This is a genomic window from Shewanella violacea DSS12 (assembly GCF_000091325.1).
Lineage (GTDB): Bacteria > Pseudomonadota > Gammaproteobacteria > Enterobacterales > Shewanellaceae > Shewanella > Shewanella violacea.
In genome coordinates, this window is the sequence record NC_014012.1 from 2,517,992 (window position 1) to 2,534,787 (window position 16,796).

General features: G+C 43.9%; 20 protein-coding genes and 1 pseudogene. 6 read left to right on the forward strand and 15 right to left on the reverse strand.

Annotated elements, in window-relative coordinates; translation table 11 throughout:
• Nucleotides 1-110: 110 nt before the first annotated feature.
• From SVI_RS10265 to SVI_RS21465, 13 genes and pseudogenes are all read right to left on the reverse strand, one after another.
• Nucleotides 111-404 carry a hypothetical protein gene (locus tag SVI_RS10265; protein WP_013051463.1) on the reverse strand — a complete coding sequence of 98 codons (294 nt, stop codon included), beginning with the start codon at nucleotides 402-404 and terminating at the stop codon, nucleotides 111-113.
• A 12-nt stretch (nucleotides 405-416) separates the two neighbouring features.
• Nucleotides 417-1,235 (reverse strand): major capsid protein P2, encoded by an 819-nt coding sequence (locus SVI_RS10270; RefSeq protein ID WP_013051464.1) that lies wholly within the window; start codon nucleotides 1,233-1,235, stop codon nucleotides 417-419.
• A gap of 345 nt (nucleotides 1,236-1,580) precedes the next feature.
• Nucleotides 1,581-2,282 (reverse strand): hypothetical protein, encoded by a 702-nt coding sequence (locus SVI_RS10275; RefSeq protein WP_157608683.1) that lies wholly within the window; start codon nucleotides 2,280-2,282, stop codon nucleotides 1,581-1,583.
• The gene (locus tag SVI_RS10280; RefSeq protein WP_013051467.1) at nucleotides 2,263-2,823 is read right to left on the reverse strand and encodes a hypothetical protein; all 561 of its coding nucleotides are present in this window, start codon (nucleotides 2,821-2,823) and stop codon (nucleotides 2,263-2,265) included. The genes SVI_RS10275 and SVI_RS10280 overlap by 20 nt, the downstream gene beginning before the upstream one ends.
• A gap of 3 nt (nucleotides 2,824-2,826) precedes the next feature.
• Nucleotides 2,827-3,177: a hypothetical protein gene (locus SVI_RS10285; protein WP_013051468.1), complete on the reverse strand. Its 351-nt coding sequence runs from the start codon at nucleotides 3,175-3,177 to the stop codon at nucleotides 2,827-2,829.
• Between the two features lie 71 nt (nucleotides 3,178-3,248).
• Nucleotides 3,249-3,353: pseudogene (locus tag SVI_RS22075) on the reverse strand (GTP-binding protein); the annotation flags it as partial.
• Nucleotides 3,354-3,443: 90 nt separating this feature from the next.
• Complete coding sequence (locus SVI_RS10295) at nucleotides 3,444-3,641, reverse strand: hypothetical protein (RefSeq protein ID WP_013051470.1); 198 nt, start codon at nucleotides 3,639-3,641, stop codon at nucleotides 3,444-3,446.
• A 58-nt stretch (nucleotides 3,642-3,699) separates the two neighbouring features.
• On the reverse strand, nucleotides 3,700-3,870 hold the full coding sequence (locus SVI_RS21455; protein WP_157608684.1) for a hypothetical protein: 171 nt from the start codon (nucleotides 3,868-3,870) through the stop codon (nucleotides 3,700-3,702).
• Complete coding sequence (locus SVI_RS10300) at nucleotides 3,855-5,618, reverse strand: hypothetical protein (protein WP_013051471.1); 1,764 nt, start codon at nucleotides 5,616-5,618, stop codon at nucleotides 3,855-3,857. The genes SVI_RS21455 and SVI_RS10300 overlap by 16 nt, the downstream gene beginning before the upstream one ends.
• Complete coding sequence (locus SVI_RS21460) at nucleotides 5,611-5,784, reverse strand: hypothetical protein (RefSeq protein ID WP_157608685.1); 174 nt, start codon at nucleotides 5,782-5,784, stop codon at nucleotides 5,611-5,613. Before SVI_RS21460 ends, SVI_RS10300 begins: the two co-directional genes overlap by 8 nt.
• Nucleotides 5,781-6,560, reverse strand: a complete 780-nt coding sequence (locus SVI_RS10305) for a hypothetical protein (protein WP_013051472.1) — start codon at nucleotides 6,558-6,560, stop codon at nucleotides 5,781-5,783. Before SVI_RS10305 ends, SVI_RS21460 begins: the two co-directional genes overlap by 4 nt.
• Nucleotides 6,560-6,775 carry a hypothetical protein gene (locus SVI_RS10310; protein ID WP_013051473.1) on the reverse strand — a complete coding sequence of 72 codons (216 nt, stop codon included), beginning with the start codon at nucleotides 6,773-6,775 and terminating at the stop codon, nucleotides 6,560-6,562. Before SVI_RS10310 ends, SVI_RS10305 begins: the two co-directional genes overlap by 1 nt.
• Complete coding sequence (locus tag SVI_RS21465) at nucleotides 6,772-6,921, reverse strand: hypothetical protein (protein ID WP_013051474.1); 150 nt, start codon at nucleotides 6,919-6,921, stop codon at nucleotides 6,772-6,774. Before SVI_RS21465 ends, SVI_RS10310 begins: the two co-directional genes overlap by 4 nt.
• Nucleotides 6,922-7,114: 193 nt before the next feature.
• Between SVI_RS21465 and SVI_RS10315 the strand changes: the two genes are divergently transcribed.
• Nucleotides 7,115-7,420 carry a hypothetical protein gene (locus SVI_RS10315; protein ID WP_041419861.1) on the forward strand — a complete coding sequence of 102 codons (306 nt, stop codon included), beginning with the start codon at nucleotides 7,115-7,117 and terminating at the stop codon, nucleotides 7,418-7,420.
• A 302-nt stretch (nucleotides 7,421-7,722) separates the two neighbouring features.
• On the opposite strand, the gene SVI_RS10320 is transcribed toward SVI_RS10315, so the two are convergent.
• On the reverse strand, nucleotides 7,723-8,868 hold the full coding sequence (locus SVI_RS10320; protein WP_013051476.1) for an FAD-dependent monooxygenase: 1,146 nt from the start codon (nucleotides 8,866-8,868) through the stop codon (nucleotides 7,723-7,725).
• A 424-nt stretch (nucleotides 8,869-9,292) separates the two neighbouring features.
• On the opposite strand from SVI_RS10320, the gene SVI_RS10325 reads away from it, so the two are divergent.
• A complete protein-coding gene (locus SVI_RS10325) occupies nucleotides 9,293-10,537 on the forward strand; it encodes a hypothetical protein (RefSeq protein ID WP_013051477.1) in 1,245 nt (414 codons plus the stop codon).
• A 211-nt stretch (nucleotides 10,538-10,748) separates the two neighbouring features.
• Here SVI_RS10325 and norR read toward each other — a convergent pair whose 3' ends face one another.
• Nucleotides 10,749-12,332 (reverse strand): nitric oxide reductase transcriptional regulator NorR, encoded by a 1,584-nt coding sequence (gene norR / locus SVI_RS10330; RefSeq protein WP_041419862.1) that lies wholly within the window; start codon nucleotides 12,330-12,332, stop codon nucleotides 10,749-10,751.
• Nucleotides 12,333-12,661: 329 nt separating this feature from the next.
• On the opposite strand from norR, the gene norV reads away from it, so the two are divergent.
• The 4 genes from norV (at nucleotide 12,662) to SVI_RS10350 (ending at nucleotide 16,790) form a co-directional block, all read left to right on the forward strand.
• Nucleotides 12,662-14,182, forward strand: a complete 1,521-nt coding sequence (norV, locus tag SVI_RS10335; protein ID WP_013051479.1) for an anaerobic nitric oxide reductase flavorubredoxin — start codon at nucleotides 12,662-12,664, stop codon at nucleotides 14,180-14,182.
• The gene (norW, locus tag SVI_RS10340) at nucleotides 14,179-15,348 is read left to right on the forward strand and encodes an NADH:flavorubredoxin reductase NorW (protein ID WP_013051480.1); all 1,170 of its coding nucleotides are present in this window, start codon (nucleotides 14,179-14,181) and stop codon (nucleotides 15,346-15,348) included. The genes norV and norW overlap by 4 nt, the downstream gene beginning before the upstream one ends.
• Before the next feature lie 72 nt (nucleotides 15,349-15,420).
• Nucleotides 15,421-15,729 (forward strand): DUF1971 domain-containing protein, encoded by a 309-nt coding sequence (locus tag SVI_RS10345; RefSeq protein ID WP_013051481.1) that lies wholly within the window; start codon nucleotides 15,421-15,423, stop codon nucleotides 15,727-15,729.
• A 656-nt stretch (nucleotides 15,730-16,385) separates the two neighbouring features.
• The gene (locus tag SVI_RS10350; RefSeq protein ID WP_041419863.1) at nucleotides 16,386-16,790 is read left to right on the forward strand and encodes a DUF4332 domain-containing protein; all 405 of its coding nucleotides are present in this window, start codon (nucleotides 16,386-16,388) and stop codon (nucleotides 16,788-16,790) included.
• The last annotated feature ends 6 nt before the right edge of the window (nucleotides 16,791-16,796 follow it).

The following is a 16,796-nucleotide window of genomic DNA, read 5'->3' on the forward strand; positions in this document are numbered from 1 at the left end:
GTCGCCCGCTTTTTTATCGGCGAGTTTGGCGTTCATCACTTTGGCAACGATAATCCCAGCGGTAGCACTCGCAGCGGCAGCAATTAAAAACTGAATAAAGAACTTTTGCATTACGCTCTACCCCGCAGCAGTAACCCGACAACCAGCAATGCAGCGAACCCCGCAACAACCGTGTTTTGTGGTAAACCAAACACCATAGTTTGTGCTGGCGGTGTTGCCACTGGTTGATGCACCACTGGCTGTATTTGCTGGTCAATTTCAGCTAGTTGGTTTTGAGTATGAGGATTGGAATCTTTGATCGCGTTGACTTGCTCAATCTTCGCCCATGACGCCAAACCGAAATCTAGGAAGTCTTTCGTACCTCCCCAAATATCGGTTGAGCCATATTGATTAAGAGGCATCATAATTTTGTCCCCTTATAACCCAGCTAAACCAGTAACGTATTCAACAATCAAATAGGCTGATGTTGATGCGACAGTATCGGAAGCGGCGGTAATGGTTAGGCGGAAATCCTGCACCCCATCGCACGAAATAGCCTGTTTAATATCGCCTTCAAGGACAAAATCAACACTGTCCCAATTCGCCTGGGCATTACGGCCATTGGCTTTATTGAGCTTTGCTATCAGTTCGGTAGGCAGGTCTAACAGATCTGCGCCGTTGCGCTGTACTTTCAGATGGTCCACTGTCGCCGCTGTGACAACATGCACAGCCATGATGCGCGAATTAGGGGCCATGATGATGTTATCAATTTCATTATCACCCGCTGAGATAGCCAACGGCACTTGGCGTACTTTGGTACAGATACCAAACGGGGCTTCGTCAGATTGATAAGCAAAGGCTTTCATCACTGGAGCTGTCGCAGCCGCATCAATATCGAACTCAACAGTAATTGAGCTAATGATATCTGAACCTTTAAACTGGTTGGATGTACCTAGCGAAAAGGCGCGCTGTTCCATTAACGTCTTCATTTCATCACGCTTAAAATGGAAGTCTAGGAAGCCAGCAGTCAGAGAGAAACCATAACGAGCATTGAACTTATTCAAGTCAGCGCCTGATTTAAACTCTATCAGTAACTTGCTGTTAGCTTTAACTCTGATGTTTTTGATTTGAGCCGCTGTAACGCCCGTATGCTTAATGACGATTTGGTCATAGGTCGCACCAATAGGACAAGTTAAAACAGCAGTTTCACCCTTTACAACGGTCGAGATTGAAGGCAGCTTTTGATATAAACGCATAATCTACCCCTTAACCTATTGAACGTCGGACAGTAGAATTGCGGTTACTCAAATAAGTAACAACAACGGAAACGGCTAGCGATATGCCAGCAGTGATTAAATGTGATTTTTTCATTTTAAAATTCCTTTAAAGGACGGCGGAGCTTTCCAGCTCGATTAATTCCGTTTCACAACGGTCAATTTACGTGTCGCTTCACAGCGAGACTTTATTGATAACCCTGTAACAAGCTAGTAAAAGTCATCAATTCACTACAGCGTGTTACAGGCTTATCGAGAGCTATATAAAGCCCTATATTTAAAACAATGAGAATCAGATTCCCGAAACATTCCCGCAATTTCCAGCATTTAAAACGAATAGACCTTGTTTTGGTAGTTGCCAATCCCTTTGGTTTTATACAAAAAATGCTTTTCACGTTTCTTGTTTAGCTTGCCAAGTTTGATGATCTCAGCCATTGGACAATCAAGTTCATCTTGCCAGCGTCTAGCATCAACCATGGCTTGCTGCTCACCGATAAAATGCCTTGTAGCATTAGCAATAATGGTTTTAGGCACTTCGGAAGGACGTTGAAAAACCCAATGAGCAATTAAGCCAAACTTACGCCCACCCGATGCTATTTCACCAAGCTTTGACCTATCCGCTCCAGCAGTTTCGGTATACTTGCCTAACTCTTCAAAAACCACATCAAGAACACGATTACCATCTGCGGCGGCCCACATGATCCCCGCGAACCATAGCGCCTCATCCCGCAATTTTTCCGCGCTTACTTCGGGTTGATATGCCACTGCAAATGATTTGCCAGACTTCAGAGCTTCAATGAAGTATTTAACGAAGTTATTGCGGGTTTTATAGTGGTGAACTTTGCGGCCATTGCCTAGACCCGACAAGGCTTTGAGATTGCCCATACGGTAATCACCGTAAGGGTCAAAAATTGCCGCATGCTTGCCAACTAATCCCGCACATTTAACCGCCACAGTCTTACCAGAGCCAGACGCCCCGCAGTAACAAACATGCAAATTGTCATGCGCATTACTCGGATTTATTGCCACTGTCCGCCCCCTGTTTTTTCTTGGCTTTTTTCGCCTCTATATCTTCGAGGTTATAACGACGATGCGAGCCATAAATGCCAGCACCTAACGCCACACAACCAACCCCAGCTTGAATTTCGGGCCCCCATTTCTCCATTAATTGGTTCATATCGGTTAACCCATATTTAACCAGGAGGGGAGCCATTGAGTCGGCCCACTTATTCAGCGCCTCATCATCTACCCCATAATCACGACCCAATATCATGGCTGCACCACTGGCAATAATGCCGCCGACTTCTTTGGCCATGGTTCTAGCTTGGTTTTTTTGCCCGCCTTGCATAGGGGCTGTTTCTGGCATTGCCTTGTCAGTATCGGGGATTGCGGCTGATCCGCCACTTTCAGCCATGGCCGCTAATTCGTCTGATATTTCAGTTTGAATATTGTCCCTTTCTTCCAAAGATAACGGGCTGTCATCCTGCGCCCCATCTAAGGATTCTTGAAATTCCAATGCTTTATCTATTGCATCAACCTGATTCGTTTCTTCTTTTGGTTTAGTCGGCATGAGTTACCCCTTAATGGCTTTAAAGAACATGGCTAATACAGACAAAACACCAATGGTGCCAACGGCGATAGTTTTTCCTGACACCCCCGAATTTTCGTCTTTATTTTCGGGATCACTTTCCGCAGGTGGCGACCATTCATCAGCCAAACTTTCAGCCTTTTCAATAACAGCGGGTAAATCAGATTTGCCATCAATAGCCGCTTGCCACTTAGCCTGTAATTGCTTGCCTGAACGTCTATCCATGCCGCAGGTCTTACAATGCAAATAGAGCAACGGCGAGTTGTTCAGCTTCTTAATTGATGCATCACCAGTACAGCCGTCACACTCTATTGTTGCTAGTATCGGATTACTCATACTGCCCCCAACTTTTTTCGGCGGAAGAAAGAGCGAAAACGCCCGCAGATTGATTGCCAAAAATTTCTTGGTTTGCTTTCAGCCTTTTTAATAGCTTCTGATAATGTCGTCTTGCTGTGATCAACATGGCCGATAGTACCTACATTCACGGCTTGTTTTGGCTGCTTGATTGTCACAGTCTCACCACGATTAATGGCATAGAGTCGATTGTGTTCTAATGCCCGTTGTCTTTTTGTCTTATGATTTCCCATCATTAGTCCTCTTGGTTAAATTGCTTTGGTAATTCTTCCAGTTTTACGGCTTCTTACTGAGTCGGTGTAATACCCCTTATTTTCACGTAAAAATTCTGCTACCTGTTTAAACTCTATTGCTGCTTCCGACTGAATCCAGACGGTAACTTTCTCTAAGCCCTGCGCCTTTAACTTGGCCTCATATTTCTGGTTTTTTGATAGCTTTTTCGACATATGAATACCTTCTTAATAAGGTCAACAGTGACCTAGCCTCAGAATGAAATGTTAGTGCTTAGTTGCTTGCATCTTTTTGTGTTAGATAACTAAGCAGGTCACCCATTAATTCATGTGAATCACTAGCCGCTTCTTTTGCTAATGGGACTGCTAGAAACATGTTTAAATTCTTGGCTTTTTGAATCTTCAAACCGATTAATCTGTGTCTCTCAATTATGTTGATAAGCATTTCTCATACTCCTTAAAGTCGGCACCACGTTCGGCGGCCTGTTGTTCTTTGTCTATTTCTGGCGCTAGCTTTTCGCTAAGCCACATACCCCAAATAACTTCTTTTTCTAGATAGCGGTTTCTCACTCTACTAAATGTTTTTCTTACTCCCTCTTTTGCGGCGGTTAACATGTTAGTTAAAGGGCTCTTTTCTGGTGCCGCTGTTGCGTCCGTGGCATTCCACATACGAACCCCAACCGCCCAATTAAAAAAAGTCTTTAGACTGAGATCACCTCTAAAAGTGATCATGTAATCATTGGCCCTAACTGGGCTTTTTCTAAGTTCAGCTTTAAAATCACGAATGCTTTTTTCAATGGCTTTTATTCTGCCGTTGACCTTTGCCAAGCTCTGTTTGGTATTTTTTAAAAATGATTTATCTCGAATAGATTTATCTAGTGACTCATTGGCAAGCTTGATTTTATGGAGGACGGGTTTTGCCTTATTGTGCAGTTTGGCTTTTATCTCGCCTATCATTGACGCCATGTGCTCGGCGTGAAAATTAGCAATATTTTCCCAAGGCAGCGCGCGGGCTGTTTTTGATATGTTGTAGCGATTGCCTCTAATCTCGCCTTGGTCACTTTCACTCTCACCTTTTAGTAAATAACCCAAGGCTTTAAGCATGTAGCCACTCGCGGCTTGCGCGTTTTTAATCCGTTCAAGCTTGGCGAACCCATGCCCCCACATCTTTTCGATTCTGTGGGCCCAATCATGGAATAAATAAGGCGGGACGTCCCAACCTAGCAAAACATGACAATGCGGATTTGGGTGAACATCAACACAGTCAAAACCACCCCGACTTTCTAAAATCGTGACTTTCATTGGTGCTTCGGCTACCCATAAATAATCTAGTTTTTCATCGCCTGGGGGGATCACATCACTAGCCCCGACACAATCAAAGCCGTTCTCTGTTTTCAATATTTGATTATCAACAGACCAACCCCTTTGATACATTTTTTGCATAGCATCAAAAAAGCGCGAACACTCGGCACCGATAGTGGATTCACCCGAATTAATGCGCGTTCTCGCTTCATCGTTAAAAGTGAGTGTTAAAAAAGTTGTAAATCCACCACGAACGGCAGCAACATAAGCACCAGAATCTAAAATGTTTTTAGCGGCTCTTGAGGATAAAAATTTAGTGACCCGGTCACCAGCTTGAGTTGGCGGCGGGCTTGATGGACTTGTATCGGCTGTAACTCTAATTCTATATTCATCTGACCAATCGCGGCGAGACAAACGAGCAATTGCGGTTTTTTGACTGAAAGCGGGCTTTATTTCACCCGTTTCTGTATCGACCACGCCAACGCCTGCAACATGTTTCAATACATTGGCCGCACTCAGAGCCACAGAATCAACCACTACGCTTGATAGCATTTCTTGAGGCGCTAACCCTTCACGCTTCAATAAAGCGTTAAAACCATCAATGGCGCTCGATGTAGCCCTATTCGATACACCGCCTAAAAGCTGTGTCGGACTTTTGCGATCCTTGACTAGCCTAGCTTCTTCGGCCGTTGGCCGCCCTGCGGGGCTTGGGTTTGATGAAAAGTAATGCTGATTCTTTATCAATAAATCACGGTCTAATTGTCGTTTCTGGTGTTCGGTAAATACGGATGCAAAAAAACCAGCTCTTGGGCTGGTTAAATCTTGCGGCTCAAACAAAGGCGGCGAGACATTTTCAACAATGTCCACCGAGTTCATGGTTAGGTTATTCATCTTCACCACCTTCAATGGTGATATTCGAATTTATCGCGGCGGGTTGTTGTTGATGCTCACGCCAACCAGAAGAAAAATTTTCATCGGCGTACAACTCGGCGAGCAATTGCCCGCTACCGTTGTGTTGCTCGATGTGGTCGATTAGTTCAAGTGCATAATGGGTCATTCTTCGCCCCCATCAAAACAACCACAAGGCATATCCCAATCTTTAGGCCACCTCCCAAACATATCTGGTTGCGACAGATATTCCGCCCAATTAAACCTGCGACCCAATCCTTTAACCGTTGTAAGTTCAGCACCAGATTCTAAAACAAGCGCTCTGTCTAACAGTTCAGGGTAATGCTCCTTTAATGCTTTGATTTCATTGTACGTGGATGCAGGGCAGAAGAAGCATGCGGATTTGCCCGGACGTGGAAGGCCAACACTTATTATCGCCTGAATGCAATCATCTCTATCCCAGCCCCATTCAATGAGTGGATAGCTCATTTTGTATTTCTTGGTTTCGTCTGGTGCATTATCGGCTCGGCGAACCTCATCAATATCGTAGCCAACAACCTTGGTTATCTTCTCTCCCGTCTTCCAAAATGCTTTTGCTGCTGGATGATTATTTAAGAACTTATCTTGTGGAGCTATTTTAAATTTTTGACTACAATTTTTAAAACCATAGGCGAGACTCGGAAGCATATTCCGGTCTTTACAGTGATCGTACAAATTTGCTAAAGAACCGTCGCGGTAAACCTTTTGAACAACATTTACTTGAGGGAAACCAATTGAAAATAGCCAGTTATTTAATACTGTTATCATCTGATAGGTATGAGGCTTTTCAGAGCCTGTGTCGGCAAAGGTGATTAGGTCGGGCTTAATGCCGCGCTGATAATACCCAACTAAAATTGCAATTGAATTTGTGCCCATACCGCAGCAGACAGATATAAATTCCCTCATCACAGCCCCCTAGCTTTCTGAACTGCCAAATCAGAATATGCGGTGGCACATTCAAAACAATCTTGAGCGTCACGATTCAAACCAAGAAATAAATAGTCATTTGCCAAATCCAGCCAAACATCAACAAATGAAGCGAAATAACTTATTGGAACAAAGGTCAGTAATGGTGAGTAGATAGCCATAATCGAGTCATAAGACCTAGTGATGATGCTCATTTTGCACCCCCAAACCAATGCGCTTTCAGCTTTTTAATTACCTTGGCGTTATGAGCAAGTTTACATAGGTCAACAACAGTCACTTCGGGAAATGGTGAGTAAATAGGGATTTGAATATTGGTATTAGGGATGGTTTTATATTTCATCGTGTTTGCTCCAGTGATGCCAGTGATTAGGATTGCGGCGACTTGTCGGGATCAATTCAACAAGCCGCCACGCACTGGACAAACAGACCATACACAGTAGTAATAAACTGTACAACGGTGCACTACTTTGCATTGCTTCATTACGTAGTAGTCACTAAACTTAAGGTTGAATTAACACTGGACAAGTGATTTTATGCAACCTTCTGAATTGTTAGACCTTATAAGACAGGCTTTAAGCCTCACATCTGACTACCAAGTAGAAAAGAAACTCGGATTTTCACAGGGTTGTGTATCAGGCTGGCGGAGAAACGTGTCTTTTCCTAAGAATGCCGTTTTAATTCAGTTTGCGAAAATCTTGAACATGAATGCAGGTATCTTGATGATTTATGGGCTGGAATACCGCGAAAAGGACACGGAAGCCAAAGAGCAGATAGGTAAGCTGATAAATGCAATTCATCATGCCAAGTTTGATGATTCTTTTGTTAATTCACACGCTTAAACCGCGAAAAATATTCTTCACTGTTTTTATAGCAAGTCATTGATAAGCCTGCAAAGTAGCGATAACAATGCTATTACACATTCTATACATTGTGCGCACTTATTGGTATGGATGCCCGGATGGCATTTGAGACCTTAAACCTGACTATTATTCCTTTGTTAACCTTATCCAATTCAAACTGCTCATCCATGTATTACAAAGATGAGCCCCATGTTTTGTTCGAGTCCGTTGTCTTTAAGCAAAGTTAGCTTCTTGGTAAATAATAACGTATGTGCGTCCATGATTATTTGTTCAAACTCGCCTTAAGGAGTTTCAGCTTTATCTTTATCCCAAAGTAAAAGCTTACGCCAGCCATTCACATTCGCCGGACCGGTTTTTCTGAGTACCATGTTACGCATGATACGGCCGATAAATGTGCGTCCTTTTCCGGCCAGTCTAATGACTCTATTAGATTCATCGATAACCCAAGAGATCTGCGCTAAACGTTGTGCTTTAAATGCTGGCAATAAGGTCTTAGTGGTTTTATGGGTCTTGAGCAAGTCAGCCAGACAATGTGCATCTTCTAAACCCATACCAACACCTTGTTGCAGTGTCGGCGGACATCCATGTAGTGCATCGCCTATAAGGACAACTTTGCCTGAGTAGACATCACGACAAGTCACAGATTTTAACCTGCCTTGTATAACTGGTGTATCAGCCTCCAAGCACTCGATAGCAGAGACAACCTTGCTATCGAAACCTGAAAAACGTCGACGTAACCAGGCTTTCTTATCTTTTATCGACTCAAACTTACCCGTTTCATCCAGTATGTGTGCATAGCAATAGACCTTGTTATCAGGCATGGGATAACGCATAAATAAGTTATCTGAGCCTAAATAATATGTCGGATCCAGTCCCTGTGTGTCTTGCTCAATCAAGAAACGCCAGTTTGTCACACCCAGATCTTCTAATTCAGGATTCTCGAATGACATATGCCGAGTTTGTGAGTTTATGCCGTCGGCAGCAACCACAAGATCAAATAGCTCAGAGTCTCCATTATCGAACTCAACATCTGCTATTTCATCATATTGATTTATCTGCTTAACGCTGACACCAAATCTGACTTTGGTCTCCATACCTTGGCGCAGTAACTCCAGCAGTTTAACTCGCGGCAATGCCAGAAATGGTTGCTGGTTGAAAGGCTCTTCTAATAATGAAGCAGACGATATAATTTTCCCATTGGGTTTAACGTAACTGACGGCTTTAACTTGATGAGCTGACTGTAGAAGTTTCTGCTTTAAACCTAACTTATCCAAACCGGCAACGGCATTGGCAGGCAGACAAATCCCGGCACCATCACAGGACCATGTAGGCGTTCGTTCTATGAGTGTATATTCGTGTGTTGAATCATCGAGACGCCTGGCAAGTGATAATCCGCTGATACCGGCGCCGACAATGAGAATCTTCATGGACTATATTCTTGTGTATAAATCTATGGTGCGATTATGTCAGCCTCAGTAGGCTAAGGCAAAAAATAGTTTTTCATGTCAGCCATTCTTATGAGAAATATTCAAGCAGATTGAATCCCTTAAGCGATAAGGACATAGAAACAAATCAGTCTAGGTTTATCTAAATCTTGCACCTAAGCACCCTATTCTTCTTATGCAATCTTGACCTAATTCACCGACTCATTGGGTGAACATATTCGCTGTAGCAGCCAAGCGCCCTAGCCCTCTAGCAGACAGGGAAATTGAAGCCGACTCATCGTAAATTTAAGCAGTTCACAGGTTCAATACCTCATGGATTAGGAAATATCGATGAACTTTTTCCCTTATGTGCAATCTGAGGTTTAGAGGTAACACTCGCAAACTTTTCATTATTAGGAGTCGACTTATGCCATCAGTGGCAAATATTTTCTTAGCACCATTACTCACACTAGTAGTCATGATTCCATATTCATCTAGTGCAGAGCCTGCTATACCTATCAAGCTGCCATCACTGCAATATCAAATAACAATAGACCCAGAAAATCCAAACCAGTTGAATGTTAGCGTCGATACTCAGATGCTCGACAATGTGTCGCTACTTCCAGCCAGAACAGCTATCCATAAGAACCTGCCAACACTGAGCTGTGTTAAGCCTGATGGTTCAACAACCAAGATTGACTACAATGAACGCATTCAATGCAATAGCCTAGAGTGGACGTTACCGCTCCAAGTGGTCAGTAAAGATGGCTTTGACCCTTCGACGCAGCTAGACACCAGAGACCCAATAAAGGACTGGTATTTTGTCAGTGAGACAAACTCACTGGTCAGATTTAATGATTTATCACGCAATGAAGAGATCCTGGGCAGCATGGTTTGTACGCCAAATAAGGTTTGCTCCGAGCTTCCCAGCACTTCATTACCACCATTATTTCTGCTTTGGGGGATGGACACCACCACGCTGAATATTAGCGATAAAATCGTCACTGTACATAGTGATACCCCCTTAGTGATAAAACATCTGCAAAGCTGGAAACCCACTTTAGAGAAACAACTCAACTACTTAAACCATGTATTTCCCAATGACGTGAAACAATGGCAAATGGCATTTTTTAGCCGAGATAAGGCAGTAAGAGGTGTTGGCGGCGCAGCTGGGAGCAATCTGATTTTGATCAATGCATTACTCGATCACAACAAGCTAACCCATGATTCAATACAGATGATGCTGAGAATTGCATCCCATGAATCTATTCATGTGATGAACACCCAAGACACCCCATCCTGGGCCGGTGAGAGCTTAGCCGAATACTATGCTTTGAAATCAATGCGGGGGTCGAAATTTGAAATGCAAGACCCTACCGAGCGCTGGCATGAATTCGCCATAAAATTCCCATTCGCCAACACAGGACTATTCGAAGCCCATAGGCATGTAAAAGAGCAGCATGAGTACCAATATTATCCACTGTTCTACTTTGAAGGCGCAGCATTTTGGAATGATCTTGATAACGCGCTGACCGACACAGGCTCCAACCTGGACGAATGGATCACTCGCTTATCATTTAGCGACTACCATTTTTCAAACACCTTTATAGCAAGCATCACCAAGCAGATTGGGCAAGAAAAGTGGCTGGAAATATCCAACAGCTATCTATAACAGCAAGCTCTCTATAGCAATCGAGAAGTCGACGCCGGATATTATTCAAGGCGTCGACTTTCTTTATCAGATGTTCTGCCAGCAGGCAAATATTCAAAACCTGCAATCCATTCATAAGATGCAAGAGCCCTCTGTTACAGGCATACAGTAAGGTTCATGAAAGCTCCCTTCTCTCACTTTCTCTGACTAATCCTCTAAAGAAAGGCTAAACCTATTTTAGGTTTAGCCTTTTGGCTAATCGATGCAGGTTACCCGTGTCGATTTTAAGCGCTCTGGCGGTTGCCGCCCAATTCATCTGATGCTGTTGCAAGGCCTGTTTGATCATGGTGGTTTGAAACTGCTCCGTTGCTTCACGTAGCCCTTCACGCAGTCCTTCATCTGACTGCTGCTCTAACTTCTCTGCATGTGACTGTCCTGAATATTGCGGAGCAAGATTAGATTCAGCAAACCTGGGGGTAATTAAATCATGTTCTAGTTTTAGCTCAAAATGACTGGGTTTCAATACCAGATAAGTATCATTACTGCGTGATTTAGCAATCACAGCTGCGCGGTTAATGGCATGCTCTAATTCACGCACATTACCGGGCCAAGGGTAGGATTTGAGTAAATTGCTTGTGGCATATTCCATGCTGATATTCGTTAGGCCTAATTTTGCCTTACAACGTTCGGTAAAAAAGCCCGACAGCAAGGTGATATCCTCCTGGCGTTCACGTAACGCAGGCACATGCACCGGAAAAACATTTAATCTATGATATAAATCGGCCCTAAAGCGCCCTTCTTTCACCTCTTGATGTAAGGCGCGATTGGTCGCCGCCACAATGCGAGTATTCACTTTCAAACTGTGTTCATCACCCACGCGCTGCACGTCGCCGTATTGTAAGACTCGTAGCAACTTGGCCTGCAGAGTAAGTGATAACTCACCCACTTCATCGAGGAATAAGGTGCTGTTATTGGCTAGCTCAAATTTACCCTTACGATTACTTATCGCTCCGGTAAAAGCACCCTTAACGTGTCCAAATAATTCACTTTCAGCGACACTTTCCGGTAAGGCGGCACAGTTTAAATACACTAAGGTATGTTTAGCGCGAGACGATTTCTCGTGTATCGATGCGGCAACTAGCTCTTTACCCACGCCAGTCTCACCTGTGATCAGCACAGATAAATCGGTATTAGCCACGGCTTTAATGTCACGTTTTAAATCCATCATGCCCACAGACTGACCTATCATCTGCACTGTGCTACTGGTTTCTAAATGCAAAGCATCGACTTGGGGCATCACTCCAGCCTGGGCCTCTAGCTTTTCCATTAACAAGGCGGTATGCAAGCTGGCCGAGGCGAGCGCGCTGATGATCCGCAGATCTTCATTGCTTAAGGAATCGAAATGCTGCGGATTGAAGGCATCTATGGTCAGTGCACCAATCAGTTGATCATTGGCGATTAATGGCAAACCGATACAGGAATGCACCTGTAACTTACCCACCATATTGGGAATTAAGCCATCGTAGGGATCGGGTAATTCACTGTCAGCAGGAAAGCGCACCACATCCCCCGCACGGGCAATGGCTTCTAATCTTGGGTGCTCATGAATATTAAAACGTCGTCCCAATACCTCATCAAATAAACCATCGATTGCTAAGGGAGAAAAATGATCATTGTTAAAGGCCAGCAGCGCCGATGCATCACAACCAAACTGCTTTCTGATCACCGAGAGCAAACGTTTAAAGCGTCCCTGACTGGACACTCCCTGAGTTAAATCTATGGCGAGTTGGGTTAATGTTTTCTTTTGATTATTCATATTTACCTGGTTGCATACTTTCAATGTGTATTACTTTTATTTGTCATTACTAGCCAGATTCTCGGTCTGGCCCTTCTTAGCTGTTGCTCACAAGAGGGACACCTGATGGCATTCATTCGCTAGCTTAGGTTTATTTCAAGATCCCACAGTCATAATGACACTATCGCTGTCTAAATGACAGTTGAAACGCAGTGTCATTTCGACATTTAAAACCGTTCAAAAAATATCTATCTTATACATATCAATACGTTAAAAACTTGGCACGTTAGGTGCAATAGCTTGGTCAGATTAAAATTAAATTTAAACTCAAACTTGAGTAAGGTAAACCAATGACTATTCACATTAAAAACAACATCCACTGGGTAGGTCAGCGCGATTGGGAAATTAAAGACTTCCACGGCACCGAATATAAAATCACCCAAGGTACAAGTTACAACAGCTACCTTATCCGTGAAGAGAAAACAGTCTTAATTGATACCGTAGACCAAAGATTTAGCATGCAATTCTTGCAACAACTGGAAAGTGAAATCGATCTCAATGAAATCGACTTTATTGTCATCAACCACGCCGAAGAAGATCACTCAGGTGCACTGGGTGCGCTTTTGGCTAAAATTCCCGATACGCCGATTTACTGTACCGAAAACGCCATCGATTCCATCACAGGTTTACACCACCACCCAGAATGGAACTTTAACGTGGTAAAAACCGGCGACACCATAGACATAGGTAACGACAAGCAGCTGATATTTATTGAATCACCTATGCTGCATTGGCCTGATAGCATGATGACCTATTTAACCGGTGACGGAGTACTCTTCAGTAACGATGCCTTTGGTCAACACTACTGCGATGAACATCTGTTTAACGATGAGGTCGACCAGAATGAATTAATGGAGCAGTGCCTACGTTACTACTCAAATATCCTCACGCCTTTTAGTGCCCTAGTGACAGCAAAAATTAATGAAGTGCTGAGCTTTAACTTACCCGTGGAGATGATTGCGACTTCCCACGGCGTTGTCTGGCGCGACAATCCAACTCAAATTATTCACCAGTATTTAGAGTGGGCGAATAACTATCAGGAAGATCGTATCACCATCTTCTACGATTCAATGTCAAACAATACACGCATGATGGCCGATGCCATTGCCCAGGGCATTCATGATGTAGACCCTGCCGTTGCGGTAAAAGTGTTTAACGTGGCGCGCCAGGATAAAAATGAAATCCTCGCCCATGTATTTCGCTCCAAGGGGATTTTAGTTGGCTCATCCACCATGAATAACGTCATGATGCCTAAGGTCGCTGGTATGTTGGAAGAGATCACTGGCTTACGCTTTAAGGATAAAAAAGCCGGCGCATTTGGCAGTTATGGTTGGAACGGCGGTGCGGTAGATCGCATTCATAGTCGCTTAACCGACGCCGGATTTACCACCACGGTTAGCTTAAAGAGCAAATGGCGCCCCGATGGTAAAGCCATGCAAGTGTGCCGCGAGCACGGCAGGCAGATAGCGAAGGACTGGACTTGGCAAGATCTGACTAAAATCGAACCTTTGGTTTTAAAACCCACAAATATAGCTAAGGCTAAACCCAAATCAAAGCCACAGCCACAATTTAGCAATGCCGCGCCCCTTGTCAGTGAAAGCAGTACGGCTAATGACGCAGTGGCAGTAAACGAGCAACAAAGCATGATATGCACTGTGTGTAACTGGGTTTACGACCCAAGTCTAGGTGAGCCCAATCAAGGCGTTGAGCCCAATACCCCTTGGTCTGAAGTGCCGGAGTTTTTCCTTTGTCCAGATTGCGCATTAGGTAAAGACGTATTTATCGCATATCAGGAGCAAAAAGTATCATGAGTCATCCCATCATCATTATTGGTAGCGGTTTTGCCGCTTACCAGTTAATTAAAACCATACGCCGTAGTGATTCGACACTGCCTATCTGGGTTTTTACCAGGGATGATGGTCATGACTATAACAAACCCGATTTAAGCCATGTGTTTAGCAAGCAGCAAGGCGCCGATGAGCTCATTACCAAGCGTGCCTCAGAGTTTGCTGATGAGTTTAATATCACCTTATATAGCCAAACTCGAGTCGAAAAAATCGATGTTGAGCAAGAACACATTCTGGTTGAGGGTAAAGCTTATCCCTATAGCAAGCTGGTATTAGCCACGGGGGCTAAGGCCTTTGTGCCCCCTATTGAGGGCGATGCGGTGCAAGATGTGCTGACCTTAAACAGTCTGAGTGAGTATGCCAGTGCCCAGCAACAGCTGAGCCAGGCACAAGAGGTGTTATTAATTGGCGCAGGATTAATCGGTTGTGAAATAGCCATGGATCTTAGCAGCAGTGGTAAACAGGTGACCTTAGTTGATCCACAATCTCAACTAATGGCCAATCTGTTGCCTGAATTTGTCGCGGCGCCTTTGCATAAAATAATGACCGAGACTGGCATTAGTTTCGAACTAAACAACAAGGTTAGCTCCTTATCCCAGCATAGCGATAATAGTGGCAATCACAATGACAAAAAGATAGTGGCTAAGCTCAACTCTGGTAAACAAATCATAGTCGATGCGGTCATTTCGGTAGCTGGGTTAAAGGCTAATTTACAACTCGCCCAAGAGGCGGGATTAGCCACCCGACAAGGCATAGTCGTCAATGCTCAACTGCAAACGTCAGCCAATAATGTTTATGCTCTGGGGGACTGTGCTGAGATAGAGGGACAGGTGAAGGCCTATTTACAACCCATTTTACTGAGCGCCAACACCTTAGCTAAGGTATTACAGGGTCAAAGCGCCGAACTTAAGCTGCCCCCCATGTTAGTTAAGGTGAAAACACCTCTGCTACCTATCCAACTCTCCGGACAAACCGTGAGGAATATCAAGCACTGGCAAACCCAGTTTGATGAACTAGGCAGTATTACTAAGGCCTATAACGACAAAAATGAAATGGTTGGCTTTATTGTCACCCAAGAGCATATGAAACAGGCATTTCCCCTATTGCGAGAATTAAGCAGTGCCGTTTAAATGTGCTAATTAGCCAGTTCAACTCAATAAACACGTGCCACTTTACCTATTTATAGATAGAAGGATTTTATTATGAGCCATAAACGTATTCCAGCAAATTGGACAATCCAACGCTCTACAGCATTTTTCACTAAGGAAAATGTACCCAGCGCCCTGCTTAAACACCACAATACGGCCCGGGGTGTCTTCGGACAATTATGTGTCATGGAAGGGACAGTGACTTACTTTGGTTTTGCCAACGAGCAAGCCATGGAGCACGAAGTCAAAGTGGTGATTAATGCCGGACAGTTTGCCACTAGTCCACCACAATATTGGCACCGTATCGAACTCAGTGACAATGCCCAATTCAATATCAATTTCTGGTCTGACAAAAGCCAGTAAGCTTAGCCACTAGTCCAGCATGATATAGACACAGCATCGAACTCAGTGACGATGCCCAATTCAATATCAACTTCTGGTCTGACAAAAGCCAGTCAAGAGACCAGTAAAGGGCCAGCTTAGCCACTAGTCCACCACAATATAGACACAGCATCGAACTCAGTGACGATGCCCAATTCAATATCAACTTCTGGTCTGACAAAGGACCAGTAAAGGGCTAACAGCCAAGTCAGCAGCCGGTGACCAAATTACGCCCCATGACACCTATGTCATGGGGCGTAGGTTTATTAAGACATAAGCTTATAATGCATAGATTTATAATACATAGATTTATAAGGCTGATTGAAATCGGTCCTGCCACTCATTCCACTCCCCAAAATCCAGAAGATAAGCTTACTTAAGACCTAGCCTACTCACTGTTTCCACGAGTATGGTGAGTCATATCTGAATAAGAACTTAGTTGTCGAACTTAATTAAAATGCCACCAGATTGCGCTACAAATACAGTTAACATGCTGACATGATTAACATTGCTTATTCTAATATCGGCTATTTTTGGGGTTTTTACTGTTAAATTATGTGCTGGTTCACAGAATTCATCTGTTAAGTCTGTTTAATATGTCCTGTCAAATAATGACAACTCCATACAAGGACAGAAATATGACCAAGCTAGTTGAAATTGAAGGGATCGGAGCAGCTTATTCTGCAAAATTGGAAGCCGTAGGTATTATGACGCTTGCAGATCTAATGGATAAAGGCGCAAGTAAGAAAGGACGCGTAGAAATTGCTAAGCAGACTGAGATCAGTGAAAAGCTGGTACTTAACTGGGTTAACCGTGCAGACTTATCTCGCATCAAGGGTGTTAGCACACAATATGCCGATCTTCTCGAGTTCTCCGGCGTAGACACTGTCCCAGAATTGGCTCAACGTAATGCTGAAAACCTGCATGTTAAGATGACAGAAGTCAACGACGAACGTGCTCTAGTACGTCAGCTACCAGCCCTGACACAGGTTCAGGCTTGGGTTGCTCATGCTAAAGAGCTTCCTCGTGTAATCAATCACTAGTATCTG